The sequence below is a fragment of the Agaribacter marinus genome, assembly GCF_030160655.1.
Classification (GTDB): domain Bacteria; phylum Pseudomonadota; class Gammaproteobacteria; order Enterobacterales; family Alteromonadaceae; genus Glaciecola; species Glaciecola marina.
This window is the reverse complement of record NZ_BSOT01000007.1, coordinates 84,458-108,562: the sequence shown is the minus strand read 5'-3', so window position 1 is coordinate 108,562 and position 24,105 is coordinate 84,458. Positions and strand designations below refer to the sequence as shown.

23 protein-coding genes and 3 tRNA genes are annotated in these 24,105 nt (G+C 42.1%); 3 read left to right on the top strand and 23 right to left on the bottom strand.

All coding sequences use genetic code 11. From position 1 onward, the window contains the following. Positions 1 to 110 precede the first annotated feature (110 nt). From QQK00_RS15040 to QQK00_RS14940, 21 genes are all read right to left on the bottom strand, one after another. Positions 111 to 1,445 (bottom strand): type II toxin-antitoxin system HipA family toxin, encoded by a 1,335-nt coding sequence (locus QQK00_RS15040; RefSeq protein WP_284218434.1) that lies wholly within the window; start codon positions 1,443 to 1,445, stop codon positions 111 to 113. A gap of 2 nt (positions 1,446 to 1,447) precedes the next feature. Beyond that, positions 1,448 to 1,822, bottom strand: coding sequence for a helix-turn-helix domain-containing protein (locus QQK00_RS15035; RefSeq protein WP_284218433.1), 375 nt, complete (start codon positions 1,820 to 1,822; stop codon positions 1,448 to 1,450). A 462-nt stretch (positions 1,823 to 2,284) separates the two neighbouring features. After that, positions 2,285 to 2,374: transfer RNA gene (locus tag QQK00_RS15030), tRNA-Ser, on the bottom strand. Between the two features lie 86 nt (positions 2,375 to 2,460). Beyond that, entirely contained in the window at positions 2,461 to 3,501 is a 1,041-nt protein-coding gene (gene nadA, locus QQK00_RS15025) for a quinolinate synthase NadA (protein ID WP_284218432.1), read from the bottom strand. 117 nt (positions 3,502 to 3,618) lie between these two features. Then, positions 3,619 to 3,694 (bottom strand) — tRNA-Lys (locus tag QQK00_RS15020). Positions 3,695 to 3,733: 39 nt separating this feature from the next. Beyond that, a tRNA-Lys gene (locus QQK00_RS15015) sits at positions 3,734 to 3,809 on the bottom strand. A 132-nt stretch (positions 3,810 to 3,941) separates the two neighbouring features. After that, positions 3,942 to 4,754, bottom strand: a complete 813-nt coding sequence (gene ybgF, locus QQK00_RS15010; RefSeq protein ID WP_284218431.1) for a tol-pal system protein YbgF — start codon at positions 4,752 to 4,754, stop codon at positions 3,942 to 3,944. A gap of 6 nt (positions 4,755 to 4,760) precedes the next feature. Continuing rightward, on the bottom strand, positions 4,761 to 5,330 hold the full coding sequence (gene pal, locus QQK00_RS15005) for a peptidoglycan-associated lipoprotein Pal (protein WP_284218430.1): 570 nt from the start codon (positions 5,328 to 5,330) through the stop codon (positions 4,761 to 4,763). Between the two features lie 31 nt (positions 5,331 to 5,361). After that, positions 5,362 to 6,729: a Tol-Pal system beta propeller repeat protein TolB gene (gene tolB, locus QQK00_RS15000; protein ID WP_284218429.1), complete on the bottom strand. Its 1,368-nt coding sequence runs from the start codon at positions 6,727 to 6,729 to the stop codon at positions 5,362 to 5,364. 3 nt (positions 6,730 to 6,732) lie between these two features. Further along, positions 6,733 to 7,521 carry a cell envelope integrity protein TolA gene (tolA, locus tag QQK00_RS14995; protein ID WP_284218427.1) on the bottom strand — a complete coding sequence of 263 codons (789 nt, stop codon included), beginning with the start codon at positions 7,519 to 7,521 and terminating at the stop codon, positions 6,733 to 6,735. A 2-nt stretch (positions 7,522 to 7,523) separates the two neighbouring features. Then, positions 7,524 to 7,946, bottom strand: a complete 423-nt coding sequence (gene tolR, locus QQK00_RS14990; protein ID WP_284218426.1) for a protein TolR — start codon at positions 7,944 to 7,946, stop codon at positions 7,524 to 7,526. A gap of 1 nt (position 7,947) precedes the next feature. Beyond that, on the bottom strand, positions 7,948 to 8,616 hold the full coding sequence (tolQ, locus tag QQK00_RS14985) for a protein TolQ (protein ID WP_431307746.1): 669 nt from the start codon (positions 8,614 to 8,616) through the stop codon (positions 7,948 to 7,950). 1 nt (position 8,617) lies between these two features. Continuing rightward, positions 8,618 to 9,022: a tol-pal system-associated acyl-CoA thioesterase gene (ybgC, locus tag QQK00_RS14980; protein WP_284218424.1), complete on the bottom strand. Its 405-nt coding sequence runs from the start codon at positions 9,020 to 9,022 to the stop codon at positions 8,618 to 8,620. 284 nt (positions 9,023 to 9,306) lie between these two features. Next, positions 9,307 to 10,305 carry a Holliday junction branch migration DNA helicase RuvB gene (ruvB, locus tag QQK00_RS14975; RefSeq protein WP_284218422.1) on the bottom strand — a complete coding sequence of 333 codons (999 nt, stop codon included), beginning with the start codon at positions 10,303 to 10,305 and terminating at the stop codon, positions 9,307 to 9,309. 14 nt (positions 10,306 to 10,319) lie between these two features. Beyond that, positions 10,320 to 10,937: a Holliday junction branch migration protein RuvA gene (gene ruvA / locus QQK00_RS14970; protein ID WP_284218421.1), complete on the bottom strand. Its 618-nt coding sequence runs from the start codon at positions 10,935 to 10,937 to the stop codon at positions 10,320 to 10,322. A 113-nt stretch (positions 10,938 to 11,050) separates the two neighbouring features. Continuing rightward, positions 11,051 to 11,572 carry a crossover junction endodeoxyribonuclease RuvC gene (ruvC, locus tag QQK00_RS14965; protein WP_284218420.1) on the bottom strand — a complete coding sequence of 174 codons (522 nt, stop codon included), beginning with the start codon at positions 11,570 to 11,572 and terminating at the stop codon, positions 11,051 to 11,053. Beyond that, the gene (nudB, locus tag QQK00_RS14960) at positions 11,569 to 12,009 is read right to left on the bottom strand and encodes a dihydroneopterin triphosphate diphosphatase (protein ID WP_284218419.1); all 441 of its coding nucleotides are present in this window, start codon (positions 12,007 to 12,009) and stop codon (positions 11,569 to 11,571) included. Before nudB ends, ruvC begins: the two co-directional genes overlap by 4 nt. Before the next feature lie 9 nt (positions 12,010 to 12,018). After that, a complete protein-coding gene (gene aspS / locus QQK00_RS14955; RefSeq protein ID WP_284218418.1) occupies positions 12,019 to 13,779 on the bottom strand; it encodes an aspartate--tRNA ligase in 1,761 nt (586 codons plus the stop codon). Between the two features lie 96 nt (positions 13,780 to 13,875). Then, positions 13,876 to 14,946 carry an ABC transporter ATP-binding protein gene (locus QQK00_RS14950; RefSeq protein WP_284218417.1) on the bottom strand — a complete coding sequence of 357 codons (1,071 nt, stop codon included), beginning with the start codon at positions 14,944 to 14,946 and terminating at the stop codon, positions 13,876 to 13,878. Continuing rightward, entirely contained in the window at positions 14,946 to 16,565 is a 1,620-nt protein-coding gene (locus QQK00_RS14945; RefSeq protein ID WP_284218416.1) for an ABC transporter permease, read from the bottom strand. The genes QQK00_RS14950 and QQK00_RS14945 overlap by 1 nt, the downstream gene beginning before the upstream one ends. A 97-nt stretch (positions 16,566 to 16,662) precedes the next feature. Next, entirely contained in the window at positions 16,663 to 17,670 is a 1,008-nt protein-coding gene (locus QQK00_RS14940; RefSeq protein ID WP_488798470.1) for an extracellular solute-binding protein, read from the bottom strand. Positions 17,671 to 17,951: 281 nt separating this feature from the next. Here QQK00_RS14940 and yciH point away from each other — a divergent pair, with 281 nt between their 5' ends. The 3 genes from yciH to pheA all read left to right on the top strand — a co-directional run bounded on the left by yciH (position 17,952) and on the right by pheA (position 20,448). Continuing rightward, on the top strand, positions 17,952 to 18,272 hold the full coding sequence (yciH, locus tag QQK00_RS14935) for a stress response translation initiation inhibitor YciH (protein WP_284218414.1): 321 nt from the start codon (positions 17,952 to 17,954) through the stop codon (positions 18,270 to 18,272). Between the two features lie 22 nt (positions 18,273 to 18,294). Then, positions 18,295 to 19,095 (top strand): response regulator, encoded by an 801-nt coding sequence (locus QQK00_RS14930; protein ID WP_284218413.1) that lies wholly within the window; start codon positions 18,295 to 18,297, stop codon positions 19,093 to 19,095. Between the two features lie 171 nt (positions 19,096 to 19,266). Further along, a complete protein-coding gene (gene pheA / locus QQK00_RS14925; RefSeq protein WP_284218412.1) occupies positions 19,267 to 20,448 on the top strand; it encodes a prephenate dehydratase in 1,182 nt (393 codons plus the stop codon). Between the two features lie 129 nt (positions 20,449 to 20,577). Here pheA and QQK00_RS14920 read toward each other — a convergent pair whose 3' ends face one another. Beyond that, positions 20,578 to 22,899: a methyl-accepting chemotaxis protein gene (locus QQK00_RS14920; protein ID WP_284218411.1), complete on the bottom strand. Its 2,322-nt coding sequence runs from the start codon at positions 22,897 to 22,899 to the stop codon at positions 20,578 to 20,580. A gap of 45 nt (positions 22,900 to 22,944) precedes the next feature. Beyond that, positions 22,945 to 24,105, bottom strand: a complete 1,161-nt coding sequence (tyrA, locus tag QQK00_RS14915; protein WP_284218410.1) for a bifunctional chorismate mutase/prephenate dehydrogenase — start codon at positions 24,103 to 24,105, stop codon at positions 22,945 to 22,947.

Below are 24,105 nucleotides of genomic sequence, written 5' to 3'. Positions count from 1 at the left end.
GCTGTGGCGTGGCCCCTTAGTTTTTTTCTCGTTCGGCCTGTCTGACTAGTTTGCACGCAAGTTTAGTACGTAAACCAGAATAACTAAAAACAAGGATGTTCAAATACTGGCTACAAATCTTCACCCAGATAAAGTCGATGAGCTTCACCCACTTCTCTAAGCAATCGAGACATATCAGCAAAATTAGCCAGACCAGACTCCCTCGCATAGTGCGGCCAGTTAGCTACAGTGGAAACGACTCTCTTTATTATCTTCTTTGCTTTGGCTTTAGATACGTCTCCATGACTTGCTACCGCTAGCAAATCATCAATTGTGAACTCTTGTGCCTTACCATTAATGGTCATCTGGTGACGACTTGTCCAGCCAGCGCCATTACTATAAGTGATGTCATATGCTGGTGATAGTGACCAGTTACCTGACTGATCCATTAAAAACGAGATATTCTTTGTGTGATCGTCTTGGTTGACGGCGACGACATTAAAGACCATACGAACATAGAATTGCTCAATTTCCTTTGCTGACAACCTTAATTCACGCATGACTCCAATGGCCTGTTCATAGGAATAAGCACCCGATTCATTAAAATCGTAGTGGGCAATACCGCAAAGTGATTGCATGTGAAGTTTGTTGCCACCAGTCAATCGATCAAAACGTTCAGTCATAAAGTGAGAGCGACCATTCTCCTTAAAAATTAGACATTCATTCATCTTGACGCCAGCATCAATTGCCATCAAATAATAGGCATACTCCAGTAAGCCAAACCCTTTTGGATCAGCCAACAATTCTTTGTCTTTGTTGCCATCCACTCCATCGAACTTTAACAAGTAATAATCAAACCCTTCACCCGCTGGTGCTTGTCCAGTTTTGATCACCTTGGTCTTTTTGTTCCATGCAATAACTGCCTTTGCTCTTGCACCGCCCGCTGAGGTGCCAACGAGAATGATTTGTTCAACCGCCTCGTGCTTACCTTGTTCAGAATCTTCAATTGGAACATTAAGTGTTGTTTTTTCTTGCAGAGCCTTGTTGGCGAGCTTGACTAATTCATATAATTGTACCTCAGATGTCGTCTCCTTAATTGAGCCGACAGAGGGTCTAAACTCCAGTCCCCCCATACCACGAGAGCCGATGTAACATAAACGTTCAATGGGGCTAAATGATTCAGGTGTGCGAGCATTTCTTTCTAGCCATTGGTCAATCAGGCGGTTACCAAACTTATCTGGCAGGCTATCAGCCAAGAAGCCTGGCAAGCCTTTAAAGGTTTCCTTTGACAGATCACTGAATGAATACGACTTATTACTTAACGGCATCTTGATTGGAGACAATTGAATATTTGAGCGCTGAAACTGCTTATCATACTCAAAATACCCTAATTCGTTTTGCCATATTACTGAACCTATTTTAGTGTCCCACAAATAAACATCGGCTTTTTCTAGTATATCTACCATACTCACTCCTTCGTGTTATCCATTTGTGGTATGACTTTATTCCATTCAAACGGCTCATTGCCGGAGTTTTTCTTTTTTCCCCCAGTTGCTCGTTTACGTACTTGATTTTTGGTGGTAAGCAACGAAGCAGAACGCACAGGTGGTTTTGGCATAAAATTGTCTAACTCATGCAACTTGCCCAAAGCACGCAATATGGCAATGACTTTTTCTAAACCGACACTTCGCTTGCCTCCTTCCAAACTTTGGACAGTGCTGACATTTACGCCTGCGTTGTCAGCCAGCTCAACTTGCTCCAATCCTTCATTTAGGCGCGCTAGCAAAAAGCGCTGACCAATCTCGAGCATAATTGCTTTGTTATTCATTCTTTCGAAATTCATAATATTGCTTATCCGCATTACTTTGGAACATACGTCCAATTATAGTGCTTATATTAATTATTACACAAGATCATTAACAATGCTTTTATTCACTATAAAAGACTAAATACTCTACTATATTGCTTTTATTCACTATAATGACAAGGTGACATAACTATTGTCATGTTCTCGTCGTCTTAACAAGCGTCAAACAAAATGAACAGTGCTAGGTAAATTTAGTTAAGTTTGTCGTAACTAATTTATCTTAACTGAGAAAACTTAAAGAATGCTTTGGTTTTTTAAAGCGTGTTGATCTGATGAAGATACTTAGTTTAGCTACGTTATTGAGTATTGATTTGGTTCGATTCAGCTCGCCGCCTTACTATAAAATAATGTAGGCAAAATTTTGTTGTGGTAGAGAGAATCTTTTAAAAGGGCTTAGATACTCAAAAAAGCCCGATAAACGGGGCTTTCAAAATTATCTGGCGGAGAGAGAGGGATTCGAACCCTCGTTAGGTTTAACCCTAAACACACTTTCCAGGCGTGCGCCTTCAGCCACTCAGCCACCTCTCCGAAATTTGAGGGCGTATACTAGGTAAATCTGGGCTTGGTTGCAAGCCAGAATTTAGCTTTGTGGGTATAAACGCAGAAGAATTAAGCTATCCTTTCAATTGCGCGGCAAAATCGAGCATGCGATTCAATGGAATCATAGCTTTTTCGCGTAAGTCTTCACTTACGAAGATTTCCCTGCCTTGCGGATGAATAAGTGAGTTTTTAAGTGCCTCAAGCCCGTTCATCGCCATCCAAGGGCAGTTGGCACAACTTCGACACGTTGCACCTTGTCCAGCCGTTGGTGCTTCGATTAATTCTTTATTTGGCGCTAACTGCTGCATTTTGTAAAAAATGCCCTTATCCGTCGCAACAATAAACTTTTGGTTGTCCATGGATTGCGCCGCTTTTATCAGTTGCGACGTTGACCCTACCGCGTCGGCCATGTCTACAACACTTGCGGGGGATTCTGGGTGAACTAAGATTGCCGCTTCAGGATGCAAATGTTTTGCGGTTTTCAATGCCTTTGCAGAAAACTCGTCATGTACAATACATTCGCCGTTCCACATCAGCATATCAGCACCGGTTTGCTTTTGAATATAAGCACCTAAATGGCGATCTGGCCCCCATATCAGCTTTTTACCTTGGCTATCCAAGTGTTCTACAATTTCTAAAGCAATGCTTGAAGTAACCACCCAATCAGCGCGCGCTTTTACTGCTGCAGAAGTATTTGCATACACCACAACGGTTCTATCAGGGTTAGCATCACAAAACGCTGTAAACTCCTTCTCAGGGCAACCTAAGTCAAGTGAACAAGTAGCTTCAAGCGTTGGCATAAATACACGTTTTTCAGGACTAAGAATTTTTGCTGTTTCGCCCATAAACTTAACGCCAGCAACAATGAGGGTTTGTTCTCTTGCATCTCGACCAAATCTTGCCATTTCTAAAGAATCAGATACGCATCCACCGGTGGCTTCTGCCAGCGCCTGAATCACGGGATCTGTATAGTAATGTGCAACAAGCGTTGCATTATGTTGTTTAAGTAACAATGTGATTTCGCTAATTAATGCTTGTTCGCGAGAAGCATCTAAACTAACAGGCTTTTCCGGAAATGGATAATCAATTGGCGCTATGCGGGTTGCTAAAGTCATAATAAAAATAAAGTGTGTCTAATCCGATAATTATACACTGACGTCATAAAAAGTTCATTTAGATGATGTAAAAATTAAAGCGATAAGATATAAGGAAAGATACAACTTGGAGAAGAGTGGTGGGTCGTGCTGGATTCGAACCAGCGACCAATTGATTAAAAGTCAACTGCTCTACCAGCTGAGCTAACGACCCACAATTCTTGGTGTAATGCTACTAACAATGATGTGATGATGGTGGGTCGTGCTGGATTCGAACCAGCGACCAATTGATTAAAAGTCAACTGCTCTACCAGCTGAGCTAACGACCCTTCAAATCAACATCATGTTGCAACGGCGGCATATATTACCCATAAAAGAATTGAGTGCAACCTTTAAATGCGTTTTTTTCTAAAATATGGTTTGATTGCATGGAAACTAAACAATCAAACAAGCTAGCAAGCCTAATTACCTGCTAGTTGCTCATTTGCTAGTCGCGCTGGTGTGCTGTCGGGATACTCTGCAACCACCTGTTGAAACAACTGATTTGCAGTTCCAATGGTACCCGTTTGCTTTGCGATCATACCCAGTTTTAAAATTGAGTCAGCGCGTTTAGGTGACTGATTAAAATTATTCACCACCTGCTCAAACGCATTTTTGGCGTCAGCCCATTCTTTTTTGTTATATAAAAGTTGGCCTAACCAATAATGTGCATTGTCAGTATATTCTGAGTTAGGAAACTGACTCAAAAAGGTTTTAAATGCAGGAATTGCAGCATCGTAATCACGTTGCTTCAAGATTAAATTAACCGCATCTTGATATGCTGACTGCTCATTACCCGATGCCGGAATTACAGCAGTAGGTGTACCGTTACTCGCAGCTCCAGCGTTAGTAGTGCTGGGAAATTGACTAGCCACTTGCTGCGTTTGAGACTGCAATGACGAAAATCTATTGTCAATCTCTAGAAACAACTCTCTTTGACGTTCGAGTATCTTTTCTAATTGATGGTTGTGAAGTTCGATTGAGCCTCTAATGCCGTCTACATCGCTTTGCAAAATATCTAACTGCTCTTGCATGCGCTGCTGATTTTCAGTACGAGACTCAACAATTCTCTCTAACACGGCTAATCTGTCTTCCAGGATAGATACGTCAACTAAACCATTGGTACTCGCAGTCGATACCGTCGGCGTGTCGCTTATATCAACAACAGGTGCTTGCGCAAGGCAGGCACCTGATATGAAAGACAGGACTAGTGTACTTACAAATTGTTTACGCATATAAGATTATTGGTAAACAACTACACCACGACGGTTTTGAGCAAATGCATATTCTGATGCACCCATTACCGCAGGTTTTTCTTCGCCATAAGACACAACTGACATCTGTGAGCTTCTTACTCCCGCATTAAGGAAGAAAGTTTCAACAGCTTTTGCACGACGCTCGCCTAGTGCGATGTTGTAATCAGGCGTACCACGACTATCAGTATGGCCTTCTATAACGATTTTTTGACTGCTATTTTTAACTAAGAAGTCAGCATGCTTTTTAAGTACTGATTGAAATTCAGCTTTAATTGTTGAACGATCGAAATCGAAATAAACGGTTTGTTGTGCTTCTAGCGCCGCTTTTTCTTTTGCCATTAAATCTTTTGCTTTACGAAGCTTATCAGCCGCAGCTGCTTCTGCACGCGCTTTTTCTGCTTCTTCAGCCTTTTTAGCTGCATCTGCCGCTGCTGCAGCTTCAGCTGCTGCGTTAGTGTCAGCAGATTGCTCTTCTCCATCGGAGTTAGCACAAGCCATTAACGTTAACGTCGGCAAAACAATTAAAAGAGATTTAAGTTTGTTATTAGTAAGCATGCTTATTAGTCCTTATTTTGGTATTTACTACTTATAATAAAAATGGTGACCAACTCGGCGATTTCACCTGCCCTTCTGTTGCAGGTAATAAGGCCTTGAATCTGCCATCGAGAGAAACAAGTGATAACACTTGCCTACCCTCATGCAACGTACTGTATATAATCATACTTCCGTTTGGTGCAATACTTGGCGATTCATCCAAAAACGTTTTTGTTAATACCAGCATATTACCCGTCGATAATTGCTGCCTAGCAATATGATAATTACCTTGTGTGCGATTGACCACAACTAAATTCTCGTTGTCAGGCGTAATTGACGCACCTAAGTTCATATCACCTTCAAAAGTTAAGCGTCTAGGACGCTTACTTGCTAAATCTACGCGATAAATTTGCGGTTTACCACCCCGCTCTGAGCTAAAAACGATACTTTTTCCATCTGGCGTCCAAGACGGCTCAGTATCAATCGTGCGATTTCGCGTAATTCGTTCAAGTTTTCTCGTCGCTAATTCCATGATATAGATTTCTGGATTACCGTCTTTAGACAAGACCATTGCTAGCTTTTTGCCGTCAGGCGAAAACACCGGTGAGCTGTTTATGCCGGGGAAGTCAGTAATTAACGTGCGTTCGGTAGTATAAATATCTTGGATGTATATTTGAGACCGTTTATTTTCAAAACTAACATACGCTAGCTTATTGCCATCAGGTGACCAAGACGGCGACATGAGTGGTTCAGGTGAGGACAATAAACGTGTTTCGTTAGCGCCATCGTAATCGGCAATCACCAATTGATATGGCAATGGATTTGTTACCCTGTCTCTTACGACGACATAGGCAATGCGAGTAAGAAAAGCACCACGCTCTCCCGTTAAACGCTCATATATAATGTCGCTCATAATGTGCGCATATTGTCGAAAATCTTCCGACATAATCGTTTTATCGCGTCCTTCAATGATATGATCTTTACTCAACACCAATTGACCATCGACTAAAGCCCTAGATTCACCGCCTGTTATTTGCGCACGCAAAACATCGACCAACTCAAAGCTTACCTTGTAGTTGTCTACTCCTGCTGGCTCAATGCTTCCAACAACGACAGTATCTATACCTCGCGCCGCCCAAGCATCATAATCCACCTCTGAATCCGTGCTAGGAAATTGAGGCATATCAGACAAACTAATTGGATTGAACTTACCACTACGCAACAGATTGTTTCTAATAACATCTGTTAAATTTTCTGGAAGCACAGTGTCGCCCCGCCACTTGAAAGGCACGACAGCGATAGGTCTCGCGTTATTTACACCTTCTGTAATAACAATCTCAAGTTCGGCCAACGCTTTATTAGCAATTGCCGTACACGCGAACAACGTGATTAAAATGATTTTTTTAGCGCGCTTTATCATCTTTTATAATTTTACCGTCAGTTTTAAAGTTTTCATTTGTTCAAATACTGCAGGGTCTTTCGACACCGGCAGTGTTTCAGGTCGCAATACCGCAGATTGTGCCGCTCGACAAATCGCTGCATCTCCCCCCTCGATTTTTGTATCAATCACCAAACCGTTAGACGCCAGTTTAACGGTTAACCTACATTCCTTACCTTTTGCACCGTCATCCACAAACAAATTTTGGTAGATGGTTTGATAAATCAATGCTCGGTACTTATCTAATTCGGTCATCACACGTTTTTGCTGCGCTTCGGCAATTGCCGCTTGCTCCTTCGCCAATTGTTCAGCCATTTCTTTTTCTAGTGCTTCTTGCTTGGCTTTTTCTTCTGCCACTCTGCGTTGAAATTCAGCTTCTTCTTGTTTTGCACGCTCTAGTGCCTTTTGTTCATCACGTTTTTTTTGGGCTTGCTCTGCTTTCTTACGTGCATCGTCTTCACGTTTTTTTCGAGCAGCATCTTCTTTCCGTTTACGTTCCCTTTCGAGTTTTCTTTTTCGCTCTTTTTCTTGTTGCTGCTTTTTAATTCTGTCTTTACGTGCTTGCTCTTGCTGCCTAGCTTGTGCTTGCGCTTCTTGTTGTTTTCTCTTTTTATCAGCAAGGGCTTGTGAATCAATAAAAACCGCTTTAACCGGTTGCACTTGGGCGCTAGCAAATACCATTTTAGGACTATCAAAGGAGATGCTCACAACGAGCGCGATCACCAATAATACGTGCAGTCCAAATGATATTCCGAGCGCTTTATTTTCCTTCATGACTACCCTTGATTTGGATCCGTCATTAAACCAACCGACTCAGCTCCAGAGTTCTGCAGCAACACCATCATATCCACTACCTTCTCATAACTTACGCTACGATCGCCATTTACGACAACCGGTGTTTGCGGAGATACTTCCAAACGTGTTCTAACCAATGCTGCAACATCTTGTGCACTCATCGCTTGATCAGCATTGTCACCGATATTCAGGAAATACTGACCTTCGCCGTTAATCGACACAATCAAAATCGTGTCCTGTTCTGTCTCGATAGTTTGCGCTTCGGCTTTGGGTAAATCGACAGTAACCCCTTGCGTCACAACTTGTGCTGTGGCCATAAAAATAACGAGCAACACCAACATAACGTCGATGTAAGGTACAACATTAATTTCTGAAACGCGCTTACGGCGACGTCGAATAAACATACTAGCCTCGTTTCGTAATACTTTGGCGATGTAAAATAGAAGAAAACTCTTCCATAAAGTTGCCGTAAGTATTTTCTATTTTTTCTACTTTGGTGCTAAACCGATTGTATGCCACGACTGCCGGAATTGCTGCGAACAACCCAATAGCCGTAGCTATCAATGCTTCTGCAATACCGGGGGCTACCATTTGCAAGGTTGCCTGTTTTACTTGCCCTAGTGCAATAAAGGCATTCATGATGCCCCAAACCGTGCCGAGTAAACCAACATAAGGCGATATAGAGCCCACCGTCGCCAAAAATGGGAGGCGAGCTTCTAAGCCATCGATTTCTCGTGACATAGCAACACGCATGGCACGATAAGCGCCGTCCATGATTGACTCATGCACAGCGCCTGCCGCTTTGTGTAAACGCACATATTCTTTAAAGCCAGAACAAAAAATAAGCGAACAACCAGACATATTTTCTTGCTGGCTATATTGACTATACAATTGATTTAAGTCAGCGCCCGACCAAAACTCATCCTCAAACGCTTTAACTTCTTTTTCAGCTTGTGACAAGGCACTATTACGTTGAAAAATAAAGGCCCAACTAACAACTGACGTCCCTAGTAGCAATAGCATAATAAATTGCACTACTGGGCTGGCCTGCAAAAACAGACTGGTTATTGACATATCATGAGTCACTGCGCATTTCCCTCAATATACTACTCGGAATCTTAACTGGTTTTTGTAACTTAGGATCAACACAGGCAATCTTAACTAAACCACTTACCAAGATTTCATCATTTTTATTATAAATTTGTTGCTCTATAGCAACACTAACGTTACCAATTTTCAACGGATGACAGGTAATCGTTAACATCTCATCAAGTTTAGCACTTTTTTTATAACTTAAGGTAATGTCTTTGACGACAAAAGCAACAGATTGTTCCAAAAGGTTTTGCTGGCTAACGCCGATGTTTCGAATCCAGTCGGTACGCGCACGTTCCATGTATTTCAGGTAGTTTGCGTGGTAGACGATACCACCAGCATCTGTATCCTCGAAATACACTCGAGCCTTTATGTTAAAAATATTCATATATATTACAGATTTATTTCACTTTTATTTTGTATAAAATATGTTAAATATAAATTATTACAACAACTTAATAAAACTACACTCTAAAATTTAATATTAGTTTTTATAATCCGAAAGCACAATATTTGTAAATTGTCAGAAATTATTAAAACGTTAATATATGTCCCAACTTGAGGTGTAGACATGGCTTCTTGTTATTCTCGGACTCCCTTCCGTTAACTTTTTCTTGCCCGCTGTTTATGCGGGCTTTTTTATGCAAAATGATTACTTATATCGAATAAAAATTATTTATCAAAGCCAAAATGCAGATATGCTCTGTCGGTTGCTATTCTGCCTCTGGGCGTTCTTTGTAAAAAACCTTGCTGTATCAAAAATGGTTCAATCACATCTTCAATCGTTTCTTTTTCTTCCCCTATTGCTGCTGCAACGTTTTCTAACCCGACCGGTCCACCAGAAAATTTTTCGATAATCGTGCTAAGTAATTTTCTATCCATGAAGTCAAACCCTTCGGCGTCAACATCAAGCATATTAAGCGCTAGCGACGCAACTTCTTCTGTAATGTTGCCGTCAGCTTTTATATCAGCATAATCTCGAACACGTCTCAGTAAACGGTTAGCAATTCGTGGTGTACCTCGCGAGCGACGTGCAATCTCAATGGCGCCTGCATGTTCCATGTCCATATTTAAGTACTTGGCGCTGCGCATGATGATGTTGGTTAAATCTTTTAAATTATAAAACTCCAAGCGCTGCACAATACCAAAACGGTCCCTAAGCGGTGACGTTAGAGAACCAGCACGTGTTGTAGCTCCTATCAGAGTGAACGGCGGTAACTCTAGCTTTATGGAACGCGCGGCAGGGCCTTCGCCAATCATAATATCCAATTGATAATCTTCCATCGCCGGGTAAAGTACTTCCTCAACCACTGGACTCAGCCGATGTATTTCATCAATAAACAATACGTCATGCGCTTCTAAATTAGTGAGAAGAGCCGCTAAGTCACCTGCTTTTTCTAGTACAGGCCCTGACGTAGTTTTAATACTTACGCCCATTTCATTGGCAACAATATTCGCAAGTGTTGTTTTACCGAGTCCTGGAGGACCGAAGATAAGTAGGTGGTCTAACGCATCTTCACGCTTTCTTGCCGCCCGAATAAAAATATCCATTTGTTCGCAAACGTGATCTTGTCCGGCATAGTCAGTCAGTAGTTTAGGCCGAATGGCGCGGTCTATTTGTTCTTCGTCGCTCTGCGCGTCAGGCGTTATAATTCTATCTGCATCAATCATATGAATATACTCCACTACACCATTGATTTAAGTGCATCGCGTATTAAAGACTCACTTGTTGCGTCATCAACAAGCACACCTTGAATCGCCTTTTCAGCTTGAAGCTTTTTATATCCTAAAGCAATCAAAGCACTAATAGCTTCATCTTTAGCCGAAGTAGCTGGCGCGAGTAGCTCGGCTTTTTTAAGTGGCTGGCTTGGCGTTATGCCAGTTTTGGGAATATCATCGATAGTCGATACTTTATCTTTTAACTCGACGACTAAACGCTCCGCGGTCTTTTTACCAACACCAGGCATTTTCACAAGCGAAGTAATATCTTCATCAAGCACCGCTTGCACAAATTGACCCGCAGACATACCAGACAAGATCGTACATGCCAGTTTAGGCCCTACACCATTCGCTTTAATTAGCACACGAAACAAACTTCTTTCATATTTGTCGATAAAACCAAACAGTAACTGCGCATCTTCTCGCACGACAAAATGGGTATAAATAGTGGTGATGTGATCAACCTCAGGGAGTTGATAAAAACTTGTCATTGGAAGCTGAACTTCGTATGCCACGCCATTAACGTCAATGAGTATGTCAGGCGGGAGCTTTTCAACTAACACGCCTTTCAATCTTCCAATCATGATATTGTTTACCTATTATTTTTAGAGCGTATTTTTACAACTAGCGTATCTTTACACCTTAAGTTGAGCGCCTTTATTGCGCACTATGGTCTTAGGATCTTTTGTAATACCTATCACCGCAGACGACCTCTTACCGTCTTTTTAGCCTGTCCCGACAATCTAATCATACTCTGCTCAGTATGCAAATGACAAAGCGCAACAGCCAATGCGTCAGCGGCGTCAGCTTGCGGTGTTTTGTTTAATTTCAGAATATGAGTCACCATGTGTTGAACTTGTGTTTTATCAGCATTCCCTTTGCCCACAACAGATTGTTTTATTTGTCTTGCTGAATACTCAAACACGGGCATATTTGCCGATGTTGCTGCAACAATAGCAGCGCCTCTAGCTTGTCCCAATTTAAGCGCTGAATCCGGGTTTTTTGCCATAAATACTTGCTCGATAGCAAATTGATTCGGCGCAAATTGACGAATGATCTCGCTTACACCAGTAAATACATTATGCAAACGATTTGCGAGCACATCATCAACGACGCGAATACATCCACTCCCAAGATACTCTGTTTTGTTGCCCACAACTTTTATGATGCCGTAGCCAGTAACGCGAGAACCGGGATCGATACCAAGAATAATACTCACTGATTCACCGCTACAAACTCATCTATTGCAGTCTTATTTGTATCCGACCACGCCAAGGCAATAGCGTCGTGTTTCGACAGCCAAATAAAGTCCAAATGCTCAGTCAATAAAATACTGGTTTGCTCACAAATACATAAACTAAACACATGCTCAGTATTGGTCTTAGTACCTTCAGGGTAGCGATGTAACCAACGCTTTCTAATTTGATATTGATTCGTCGTTTTACAGTCTTTAATCTGATTGCGGCTAATATCAAGCTCAAGTCCAATTTCTTCAGCCACTTCCCGATACGCGGTATCTATAGGGCGTTCCCCGACTTCCATTGTGCCAGTAATCGACTGCCAGAAATCAGCGTCGTCGTCCCGTTGTAACATTAAGACCCGTCCCTGTTCACTGTAGATAACCACAAGTACAGATTCAGGTCTTTTTAATGTCATAACAGGCTATTACTCACTTTTTGAGATAGTTTGAATAGCGAGATCTTTAAGTTGTTCAGGATTTGCTTTGCCGGGCGCACCTGTTAGAGGGCATGCAGCAGTAGTCGTCTTCGGAAACGCCATAACATCACGAATAGAGTCAGCACCTAACATCAACATCACAAGCCTATCTAAACCGAAGGCCAACCCTGCATGAGGAGGCGTACCATATCGTAAGGCTTCGAGTAAGAAACCGAATTTTTCATTTGCTTCTTCTTCCGAAATACCTAGCAAGTCAAATACGGTAGATTGCATGTCCATATTGTGGATACGGACTGAGCCCCCACCAACTTCAACGCCATTTAATACCATGTCGTATGCATTAGACAAAGCGTTTTCAGGTGACGCTTTTAGCCCGTCAGTGCTGTCATCTCTAGGTGCTGTAAAGGGGTGGTGAAGTGCATATAGGCGCCCATCAACGCGCTCAAACATTGGGAAGTCAACCACCCAAAGCGGTTTCCACTCATCACTTAACAATTCAAAATCTACACCAAGTTTTAAACGTAAAGCACCCAGCGCTTCCGTGACCGTTGTGTAATCACCTGCGCCAAAGAGCAATATGTCACCATCTTTCGCTTGCGTGGTTTCGAGTAAGCCCTTAACACTCTCGTCATCAAAAAACTTAAGCACTGGTGACTGTAAACCCTCTCTACCTGCCGAAAGGTCATTTACCTTCATCCAAGCTAAACCTTTTGCACCGTATATGCCAACAAACTCGCCATACTGGTCGATTTGTTTGCGTGATAGCTTAGCGCCGTTCGGTACGCAAATAGTGGCAACTCGCCCATTTTCGTCATTTGCAGGGCCGCTAAACACCTTAAAGTCTATATGTTTAACAACATCGGCAACGTCAACAATTTCGAGTGGATTGCGTAAATCAGGTTTGTCACTACCGTAACGCTGCATTGCCTCGGCATAGCTCATGCGCGGAAACTCACCTAAATCGATATCCAATAATTGCTTGAATACATGTGTAATTAAGCCCTGGGTTATTGCCATTACACCGTCGGCATCTAAAAACGACGTTTCAATATCGATTTGCGTAAATTCTGGCTGGCGGTCAGCGCGCAAGTCTTCATCTCTGAAACACTTTACAACCTGGTAGTATTTGTCCATACCACTCATCATTAACAACTGCTTGTACAATTGCGGCGATTGAGGCAGTGCAAAAAATTCGCCTTTATGCGTGCGACTCGGTACTAAATAATCTCTCGCGCCTTCTGGTGTTGCCGCCGTTAGCATCGGTGTTTCAATGTCGAGAAAATCAGCGTCTTCTAGGTAACGTCTTACCGCAGCCGTAACTTTGGAACGAAACACTAGGCGCTCAGTCATTAATGGACGACGAAGATCTAAATAGCGATACTTTAAACGTTGTTCTTCAGAGTTTTCTTGATTCCAATCTAATGGCAACGCTGGCGCACGGTTAATGATAGTTAACGAAGTAGCTAATATTTCAACGCCGCCGGTACGCATATCTTTGTTCACTTGACTGTCTGGACGAGCACGCACTTGGCCACTAATTTCAATGCAAAATTCGTTACGTAATTCATTGGCAGGTACAAAAGCCGCTTCAGCATCTGGTTCAATAACAACCTGAATCACACCTTCTCTGTCACGTAAATCGATAAAGATAAGACCACCCAAGTCGCGGCGCTTATGTACCCAACCCTTTAGCGTTACTATCTGACCTACAAATTTTTCGTCAATTCGACCGCAATAATCAGTGCGCATTCCATAACCTTTTTCATTCTAGTTTTATTCAGGTGAGCATTTTGCTCAATAATCGGCGCATTATAGACTATGCAGGTTGGAGGACAAAGAGCGCATTTAAAAATAAATTAAATGCTGAACATCTAAGCTAATCCCAAAGGCTTCGCCTATTTGGTGGTCGTGATGACTCGGTGCTAAGCAAAGTACTTCGTCTCCATTTGAAATGGCCAAAGTATACATAATATGTGCGCCTCTAAATTGCCGGTTTACAACCGTTGCTTTGTGCGCACTTTTGTCACGATGCAAAATATCATCCGGACGCACCAAAACAGATACTGTTTCTCCGATAGATAATTTAGGCGTTTCGCGAGCATCTATTGTATTAGCAGTTGTTACTTCTTGCGTATTTAGCTCGGCAAGTGCTGTCGAGATATACAAGTTCCCATCCTTTTCAACTACCTGCCCTTTTAAAAATGTGCCTTCACCTATAAAGGTCGCCACATCTTGATTGACCGGTGTGTGATACAAGTCGTATGCACTGCCCCACTGCTGGCATTTACCATCAGCAAATACCGCTATTTTATCTGCCATGGCAAATGCTTCTTGCTGATCGTGCGTTACTATAAGCGCAGTAATGCCTAATTTTTTTAACAACACACGTAAATCTGACGCTAATTGTTCACGCAAACTTGGGTCTAAACTAGAAAACGGCTCATCCATTAATAAAATTTCGGGGCGCGGTGCAAGCGCTCTAGCAATCGCGACGCGTTGTTGTTGCCCACCAGATAATTCGTATGGAAAACGACTCGCAAAATCACTCAATTCGACTAATGATAAAACTTCTTCTATGCGACTATCTCTCGCTGCCTTTACGATAGAATGTAAGCCGTAAGCGACATTTTGCGCCACTGTCATGTGTGGGAAAAGACATAAATCCTGAAATACCATACCAACTGCTCTATCGGAAGCAGGTACATTTACTTCCGCATCAAATACTATTCGCTGATTTAAATGAATACTGCCAGACATCGGCGAATTTATACCACTGACGACATGCAAAAAGCTTGATTTACCGGAGCCTGACGGGCCGAGCACACAGCCGATATCTCCCTTATTTAATTGTAAGTCGTCAATACGAAGTACGGTTTTATTGTCGTAACCTAAGTTAAGGTTTTGTATAGTTAACATTAGGTGCTTCTCCGTTCTAACTGATAAATCAACAAACAAACAGGTAATAAACCAACGCCAACAATTGCGATTGCCGGCAGCGCTGCATCAATCAAACGTTCATCACTTGCTAACTCATAAGCCCTCACCGCCAGCGTATTAAAATTAAACGGCCGAAGTACTAAGGTAGCAGGCAATTCTTTTAAAACATCAACGAATACTAATAACATAGCACTAAGTATACTGGGTCTCAGTAAAGGTAAATGAATGCGTGACAGCAAATGCCACCGACTGGGGTTTAAATTTAACGCGGCCGCATCGGTTTGCAATGAAATTCGTGCAAATCCATTTTCGGTATTTTGCAAGGCAACACTAAGATACCGAACCGAATAAGCAAAAAGTAAAATAGTGATGCTGCCAGAAATAATGAGGCCTGGACGAAAGTCAAACCAACTAATAGTAAACATATTGAATTGCCTATCTGCCCAACCCGAAATACTAATCACACCAACAGCAATAACCAAACCTGGCAACGCGTAACCGAGTGACAATAACTGATTTAGCCGACTAAAGTGGTTAGCGCTGGTCATTCTTGCGACATAAGAAAACATCAACGCTAACGCCACAATGATAAACGCCGCCAACGCCGAAAGATATAGCGTGTTTCCTAATAGATTGGAAAACCCTTGTGTATCAGCCTCAGACGTAAATACAGCCCAATATAAAAGTTGAATACTTGGAATAAAAAAACCAAACAAAGGAGGCAATAAACAGAGCAACCAAATAAACACCAAGCCCTTACCAGTCACCTCCCTAGTCGTTTTTTTATTCGCTAAGTTGTTTACATAGCGACGGGCATCTTTACGAGAATATTTTTCTAAAATAAGCACCAAAAACACAAATAGACACAGGGCAGATGCCAATTGAGCCGCGACCTCACGATTCCCCATACCAAACCATGTCCTGTATATACCGGCGCTAAAGGTATTTACTCCAAAATATGCCACGGTGCCATAGTCAGCCAACGCCTCCATCATAACCAACGCACCGCCGGTCAATATTGCTGGCCTTGCCATTGGCAGTGCCACATTAAAAATATGCGATAAGCTACTTTTACCTGCCAAGGTAGAAACATTTTGAAGCGCATCCGGTTGACTCTTAAATGCGGCGTAAGATAATAGATACACGTAGGGATATAGCACCAAAGACATCATAACCACGGCGCCAGATAAGTGCCGGATATCGGGTAACACGCTTACCGTTGATGGTAAGCTAAATACATCGCGAATAAGTTGATGTAAAGGCGATCCAAAATCCATTAGCCCAGTGTAAGTATAAGCAATGATGTAAGCAGGCATAGCAAGGGGAAGAAGCAATACAATCTGCAAAATGGCTTTTGCGGCAAACTGGTAATTAGCCATGACGTAGCCGGTAGTAGTACCGAGAAGAATCGCACCAGTCGCGCTGCCTAGTGCTAATACCACACTGTTAGTAATGTAGTCGACTAACACTGTATCGATAAGATGCTGCCATGTATCGAGGTCGGGCGAAAACACACTAAATAAGACAGAGAATAAAGGAAGAATTAAAATGCTGGCAAATATCACAGCAAATATTTTAATCCAGTTAAATCCGTTCATTACACCGCTTACTTATTATTTTGTTTTAAGAAAAGAAAAAGATGTTACCCAACCAAGTGCAACATCTTTATAGAACGAAATATACTGGTATTGACGCTTATTGCCAACCAGCCTTATCCATTAATTTTAACGCGTCGCCATTTAAACGTCCCATGTCGTTAAAATTAACTGACTGCGCGTCAAATCGCCCAAGGCGTTCTAAGGTCTTACTCCAATTCACACCGTCTATTACAGGGTATTCCTGGTTCACTTCCGCGTACCACGCTTGTTGCTCTTCAGCTAACATGAATGTGAGTAGCTGTTCTGCCGCTGCCTTATTTGGCGCATGTTTAGCGATAGACACACCCGAAATATTAATATGCGTTCCACCTTCAGATTTCGGTGTCCAAGCAATGGCAACTTGTTCAGCGATTTCTCTTTGGCTCTCGTCAGAAGACGTAAGCATACCACCAAGATAGTATGTATTTGCGATGGCAAACTGACATTCGCCTGCAATCATCGCTTTAATCTGGTCTCTATCGCCGCCCTTTGGCTTTCTTGCCATATTTTCAGCAATCCCTTTAGCCCACTTAGATGTTACTTCGTCGCCTTTATCTAACATCATCGCCGCCGTCATTGACTGATTGTATATATTACTAGACGAACGGACACAAATTTGGCCTGCATATTTTTTATCGGCAAGGGCCAGCATAGACTCAGGCAATACCACATCACTGCCCTTTTTATACATCACTGTGCGAGCTCTTGTCGTCAGCGCCACCCAATGCTTTTCCTCATCTATAAAAGATGACGATAGCGCAGGTAAGTCGAGCCCTATTGCTTGCGTTAGGCGCATATTCTTAGCCCTGACTAAACGCCCAGCGTCAGCCATGACTAACAGATCTACTTGCGAAAATTCGCCTTCAGATGCCGCACGACTAATTAGCGCATCGGCTTTGCCAGTCACTAAATTCACCTTTACACCCGTTTGCGCGGTAAATTTGTCTAACAATGGTTTGATCAGTGCTTCTTGCCTGCCTGAATACACGTTTACTTCAGCTGCGAAACTTTGCGCTGCTGAAAGTCCTGCGAATAATATGGTAAATACCGACGCCAAGGTTTTAATACAGCCTCCTAATAGAGTCTATGAAATTCAATCACAGCCCTAACTCTATGTAATAGTTATTCTAAAGTATTATTGAGCTTTTATTGATAATAAGTCTCAATTACATGTAGTGTATCACAGCATCTATGCAAGTCTAGGGCATGTCACAAGAATATGTGTACTAGGCTAGCAAAATAGGTACTTCACAAAATAAGCGCTACAATACAACACTGATAAAAAATTAACACTTGGAAAAATTAATGGCATCTATTTTGTATAGATGCTTTGGTAAGGATAAATTTATGACGAATTCTAGACTTGTCTATTCTACAGAGAGTGGGCGAATTCAGCCATCTAAAGCACAAGAAGAAAGCCCCAAAGGTGATGGCATTGTGCGGTTACAACGAGTGACTAAAGGGAAAAAAGGCAAAGGGATAACGCTAGTTACCGGCTTAGGATTGCCGAAAGACGAATTAAAAAAGATGTGCACCGATCTGAAAAAACAATGTGGTTGTGGTGGTGCTGTTAAAAATTTTGATATCGAGATTCAAGGCGATGTAAGAGATAAACTTAAACATCTCCTCGAAAGTAAAGGATTTAAAGTAAAACTAGCCGGAGGCTAGTTTCTATATAGAGAACATTTGAATGCATAGATTAGCGATAACTGACTTACATATTTTGTTGGTTGAACCCTCAGACACTCAAGCAAAAATAATCAGTAAATTACTGAGAAGTGCTGATGTAAATAGTGTAGATATCGTCAAAAATGTGACACAAGCAAAACATGAAATAGCGAAACACTCGGCAGACGTGGTAGTTAGTGCCATGTATTTGTCTGACGGCACAGGCTTAGATATTTTAAAACATTTAAAAGCTGACGAGGTAAGCAACACAATACCTTTCATGTTGGTATCTAGCGAAGGTAGTATTTCTAAACTCGAACAATTCAAACAATCCGGTGTTGCCGCTATTTTACCAAAGCCATTTGAGCCAATACATTTAGAGCGCGGCCTAAACGCCAGCTTGCAGTTAATGAATACCGAAGAACTCGATCTAGATACGTTCGATATTGCTGAAGTGAGAGTGTTGCTTGTTGATGATAGCCGTTTAGCCCGAAACCATATTAAACGTGTATTACAAAATATGGGGATACAACGTATTACCGAAGCTGAAAATGGCGCTCATGCGTTAACGTTTTTAAAAGACCAAGAGTTTGATTTAGTCGTTACTGACTACAATATGCCAGAAATGGATGGGCGCGAGCTTTCTGAGTTTGTGAGATTTAATCCTGCAACGACGCATATTCCAATAATTATGGTTACCTCAGAGAATACTGAAAGTGCCCATATGAGCAATATACAGCAAACAGGTGTAAATGCACTGTGTGATAAACCCTTTGAATCTGACGAAGTACGGGCAATTCTGTCTAGATTACTCGATCATTAGCACTGCATAGCGTTGTAACGCACATATTTTCTTAGCGTTTGTGATTACTTAAAACAAAAATATCGTTGACATGGATGGTCGCGTTTTTTACAGTCAGCCAATTAATTTATTGGTGTGTTAAACTCATACCCATAATTCTCTTTTTAAATATTTATCAGGGATCCAAACAAATTGGCTAATGAGGAATTAGAAGCGTTACGTGTTGCTATTACAGAAACCGATAACGACTTACTTGCGACCATCGCAAAACGTCAAAAACTGACACATCAAGTTGCAGAAACCAAAATCAAACATCATATACAGGTGCGCGATCAGGTACGTGAAGAGCAACTACTAGTGCGCCTAATTAAACAGGGCCAGGAAGTGGGGCTAGATCCTCATTTTGTCACCAAGCTCTTTCATGTGATTATTGAAGACTCAGTACTTAACCAACAATCCCTTCTCGCACAACGCGCTAACCCCGAAGCAAGTCTGCCAATAAATCGTGTGGCGTTTTTAGGTGAAAAAGGCTCATATAGTTATTTGGCCACCCAAAAATACTTTGCCCGCCGTAGTGGCGAGTTAGTCGAAATTGGGTGCAAGAGCTTTCCAGATATTATTGCGACGGTTGAAAGCAACGAAGCAGACTTTGCGGTACTGCCAATAGAAAATACATCATCAGGTAGCATTAATGAAGTGTATGACCAATTGCAGCATACTCGGTTAAGTATTATCGGGGAACTGACACACGAGATTAATCATGCGCTCTTGATTCATGAAGACGTTGAACTTGGCAAGATAAAAACACTTTATGCGCACCCTCAAGTATTTGCGCAATGCAGCCACTTTTTAGCGGAGTTAGGCAACATTGAAGTAAAACCTTGTGATAGCACGTCAGCTGCGATGCTAGTGGTGAATGAACTGAAATCTCCTGAAGTCGCGGCAATCGGCTCAGAAGGCGGCGGCAGATTGTACGGCTTAAAAGCAGTTAAGTCGAAGCTCGCCAACCAAAAAGAAAATCACAGTCGCTTTATTGTTGTCGCACGTAACCCTATAAAAGTACCATTGCAAGTGCCCGCCAAAACGACCATGATCATGTCGACAGTTCAAAGCCCAGGCGCACTAGTTGACGCCTTGACCGTGCTTAAAGACAACGATATTGCCATGACTAAATTGGAGTCACGTCCTATTAACGGCAATCCATGGGAAGAAATGTTTTATATCGATGTTGAAGGCAACATTGAAGACGGACCAATGCAAAAAGCGGTTGAATCCTTACGTGATATGACTCGCTATTTCAAAATACTCGGATGTTACCCTGTTGAAGATGTTGCGCCGACCAGAGTTGCCGTTGCGTCATCCCTTACTCAATAGTTTCGGAACACAAAAAAGAAAAGTACTAGGATGTATTACTGTTTTACCGCAGAAATACAACACTAGTACTTTCATTTTATACTGCCACCGACGTCTTGTGGCTAGCTAACTGTAAAAAACTAAACTCACTTAAGATTTAAAGCGCCCTACCAATTCCATTGCGTGGGTCGCCATCTCTGCCAATTTGTGCGAAGACTCACTTGTTTGATCTGCAGAATTTTCTGCATCTTCAGACATATGACGAATTGTGTTCATGCGCTCGTTCACGTCTTTTGACAGTGTAGATTGCTTGTCTGTTGCTTCAGATACTTGGTCGGCAACACTCTGCAACTCTTCCAACACATTTGTAAGATTAGTCAACGCAGATACGACCGTATTCACTTTTTGCAAACCTTCATCCGCAACCCCAACGGCACTCTCCATGGCCGCCACGCTATTGTCAGAACTTGAATTCATCTGTTCCACTATTTTGGAAATTTTGTCCGTATTCTCTTGCGAGCGAATAGCTAAAGAACGCACTTCTTCAGCGACAACTGAAAAACCTCTGCCGGCATCGCCTGCTCTGGCGGCTTCAATTGCAGCATTCAACGCAAGCAGATTTGTTTGATCAGCAATACTCGTTATGACATCCAAAAATTCTGTTACTTGATTTACATCATTTTGAAGTGAACGAATGGTGTCACTCGCTTGTTTTATCTGCTGCACTAATGACTGAATACTTGATGCTGCTTGCTGAGACTCGGTTTTATTCTTTGCCAAGTCTTCTTTGGTATCTATATTGCGCTGCGAGCTGCTTGAGGTTTGTGAGGCAATTTCTTCTATCAAGTCCGATAAAACATGCATTGACGTCAGCACAGATTGTGTTTGCTCGGACTGCTTAGCCGTCGACTTTTTACTCGCTTCTGTCACTGCATTGAGCTGTTCGGAAGACGATGCTAAAGAGCAAGCGTCTATCTTGATTTTTGAGATAATATCATGTACTTGATCTAAAAACTGATTAATAGAATCAACCAAATCGTCAATTTCACTCACGCCGCAATCTTCTAACCTTACGGTTAAGTCACCCTCTCCTTTAGCTAATTCAAGGCAACTTGATCGGACGCGGCTTAAGGGTTTAACAATAGAATTGCCAATAAAAAATGCAACTATGCTACTAGTAAGCGCTACCGCAATACAAATAATTACCGTAATTTTTAGCAAGCTACTGGTGAGTTCTCTCGCGGGTTTTAGCGCCTCTGCAACATCTTTTTCGGTAATGAGTGCGAAATTTCGTTCGCCAATGGCTATTGGTAAATACGATGAAAAAACCGCCTCGCCGCGATAATCAGCAATCTCATTAAAACCGGACTCGCCACCTAGAGCCTTTTTAACGCTGACACTCTCTATTTTTTGGAAACCAACGGTAGTATCTGCACTTTCAACAGCATCAGCTATAGCAGGGGATATGGATGACATTAGATTCAAATAATCAGTTTTTGATTCTAGGAAAAACCGACTCTCTGTAACGAGTACTTCATGAGGACTGACTAAATAGGTTTCGCCGGTCGCGCCATACCCCTTATCAAGCCAATTTTGCCCACGAGTCAACAAATTATTAATTCTGTCCAGTGGAATCTGAAAAATAACGACGGCGACCGTCTTATTGTCTACAACTATTGGGCTTGAGATAAAACCAGCCATTGCCTCATAAGATGGGAGATAATTATCGAGGTCGCTAAAGAACACTTGTCCTTCAGTATTTGAACTCACCGCTAGATTAAATGCCTCTGCAATACCTGTATTTGAATACACACCACGTGTTAAGTTTGTCGCAAAATCAAGCTCTTTAAACACGCTATACACCACGTTCCCTGACTGGGCGTCGACAATAAAAATGTCATAATAACCAAAAGCTTGTAAAAACTCCCTCGCATCTCCATGAAAAGAACCATGAATGTCAGCATAGGCGCTTTGATTATCAAGCTTTCTCAGTTCATCTTTACCACCAAGCGGAAATTGTGAATTTGAAATAAAGTCATATTGCAACGCCAGCGCTGTTGGCGATAACTCAGCATATAAGGCGTTAACATCTAAGGGTTTTCCGTTATTTCTTGCGTTATACGTAGTGGCAAATTCATTCTCGTAATACTGCTGAATAGACTGCGACTGATTTGAAGGCGTGTCGCCACGTTGATCAAGGTATTGATTGAAAGACGATATAAAATTAACGGCAGCATCTCGCCATCTATCATCAGAGGCTTTAGTCGATATCTGCTGTGCGATGGTAGAAAAGTAAGTTTTTAACCCGTCAGCCGCACTTTGCGATTGTGAAATCAACTGCTGTTGCGTTTGTGCCTTAAGTGAATTGCTTGACTCGCTTGAAGAAACAAAGAGTGAAACGCCCGCAGCGACAATTGTAGATACAACCGCTAACGCCAGTAGTGATAATATTAAACGCTTCCGTAAAGACACAACATCTCCTATAACCAAAATATCGCTATTCTGGCAGACGGAGCACTATTTTTTTCTTAAGAGATGACTGTCGTCTGCCTTTAATAACATTTGTTTGCTATCTACGAGACATTGGGACGCATATGTACCAAACCAGGCTGATACGTCCTTGAACTCAGCAATAAAACCGGCTTTGTCACCTTGTTTTAATAGCTGTGTTGCCTTCGTAAATCTTCCTATGAACCTATCGAGTAAATCGATATTTTCAGAGTTCTCGAAGATGATATCGGCATATAACTGAGGAGCTTGAGCAAAAAGTCGCCCAACCATCGCTAGCTCAAGTCGATAAATAGGCGAACTAAAAGCGATGAGTTCGTTGATGTCTGGATCTTCATTGCGCAAATGTAAACCATAAACGAAACTAGAAAAGTGCCGCATTACCTGAATAATGCTCATGGCCTTATCATGCTGATTAGCAGTACTTATATGCAATGAAGCCCCCCACAATTGCATTTGCTCTAAAAACCATTGGTACTGTTCTTCGCCACGCCCATGACAAACCACCACCACTTGCCGAATCATGCCTGGTGCATCAGGACCAAACATTGGATGTAAACCCACTACCGGCCCACTGTGCTTTTCTAACATACATTGCAGGGGCTTTTCTTTAATACTGGTGACATCTGCTAATACACAGTGCTTTGGTAACTGAGGCAACGCGTGAATAACATCTTCAGTCGCATTTATTGGCACAGCAATGATAACCAAATCGGCATTAGATAAGAGACTATCCGCATTTTCCCAGTCGTCTTTCTCTAATATACTGACCTGATACTTAGACTGCATAAATAGCTTAACAAAAACCTTGCCTAAGGCACCACCACCACCAACGATAACGACTTGTTGAATATCAGCATTAATGCAAGCGTAGTTATTATGCTGAGAATGATAGGATTCGCGAAACATTCTTTGCAACAGGTCTTCTATCAAATCAGGGTTAACCCCTGCGGCTTCTGCTTGGCATCGCCGAGCTTGAATGAGCGATTTTTCGCGCTCGGGGACGTAAACAGGCATTGCATGCTTACTTTTTAGCTCTCCTACTTTAGTCGTTATTTCAGAACGACGTTTGAGCAAATCAACAAGCGCAGTATCGACCTCGTCGATTTGCTCTCTTAGTGCCGCTAAAGATTCCTCAAGAGACGGTGATTCCTTTGGGTCTTCTGCCAT

Coding starts and splice junctions, on each gene's coding strand:
- tyrA (WP_284218410.1), bottom strand. CDS start 24,105: ATGGCAGAAGACCCAAAGGAATCACCGTCTCTTGAGGAATCTTTAGCG.
- QQK00_RS14945 (WP_284218416.1), bottom strand. CDS start 16,565: ATGAACGGATTTAACTGGATTAAAATATTTGCTGTGATATTTGCCAGC.
- nadA (WP_284218432.1), bottom strand. CDS start 3,501: ATGACTTTAGCAACCCGCATAGCGCCAATTGATTATCCATTTCCGGAA.
- QQK00_RS14930 (WP_284218413.1), top strand. CDS start 18,295: ATGCATAGATTAGCGATAACTGACTTACATATTTTGTTGGTTGAACCC.
- pal (WP_284218430.1), bottom strand. CDS start 5,330: ATGCTTACTAATAACAAACTTAAATCTCTTTTAATTGTTTTGCCGACG.
- QQK00_RS15035 (WP_284218433.1), bottom strand. CDS start 1,822: ATGAATTTCGAAAGAATGAATAACAAAGCAATTATGCTCGAGATTGGT.
- tolQ (WP_431307746.1), bottom strand. CDS start 8,616: ATGTCAATAACCAGTCTGTTTTTGCAGGCCAGCCCAGTAGTGCAATTT.
- QQK00_RS15040 (WP_284218434.1), bottom strand. CDS start 1,445: ATGGTAGATATACTAGAAAAAGCCGATGTTTATTTGTGGGACACTAAA.
- ybgC (WP_284218424.1), bottom strand. CDS start 9,022: ATGAATATTTTTAACATAAAGGCTCGAGTGTATTTCGAGGATACAGAT.
- QQK00_RS14950 (WP_284218417.1), bottom strand. CDS start 14,946: ATGTTAACTATACAAAACCTTAACTTAGGTTACGACAATAAAACCGTA.
- yciH (WP_284218414.1), top strand. CDS start 17,952: ATGACGAATTCTAGACTTGTCTATTCTACAGAGAGTGGGCGAATTCAG.
- tolB (WP_284218429.1), bottom strand. CDS start 6,729: ATGATAAAGCGCGCTAAAAAAATCATTTTAATCACGTTGTTCGCGTGT.
- nudB (WP_284218419.1), bottom strand. CDS start 12,009: ATGACATTAAAAAGACCTGAATCTGTACTTGTGGTTATCTACAGTGAA.
- ruvB (WP_284218422.1), bottom strand. CDS start 10,305: ATGATTGATGCAGATAGAATTATAACGCCTGACGCGCAGAGCGACGAA.
- tolA (WP_284218427.1), bottom strand. CDS start 7,521: ATGAAGGAAAATAAAGCGCTCGGAATATCATTTGGACTGCACGTATTA.
- ybgF (WP_284218431.1), bottom strand. CDS start 4,754: ATGCGTAAACAATTTGTAAGTACACTAGTCCTGTCTTTCATATCAGGT.
- tolR (WP_284218426.1), bottom strand. CDS start 7,946: ATGTTTATTCGACGTCGCCGTAAGCGCGTTTCAGAAATTAATGTTGTA.
- aspS (WP_284218418.1), bottom strand. CDS start 13,779: ATGCGCACTGATTATTGCGGTCGAATTGACGAAAAATTTGTAGGTCAG.
- ruvA (WP_284218421.1), bottom strand. CDS start 10,937: ATGATTGGAAGATTGAAAGGCGTGTTAGTTGAAAAGCTCCCGCCTGAC.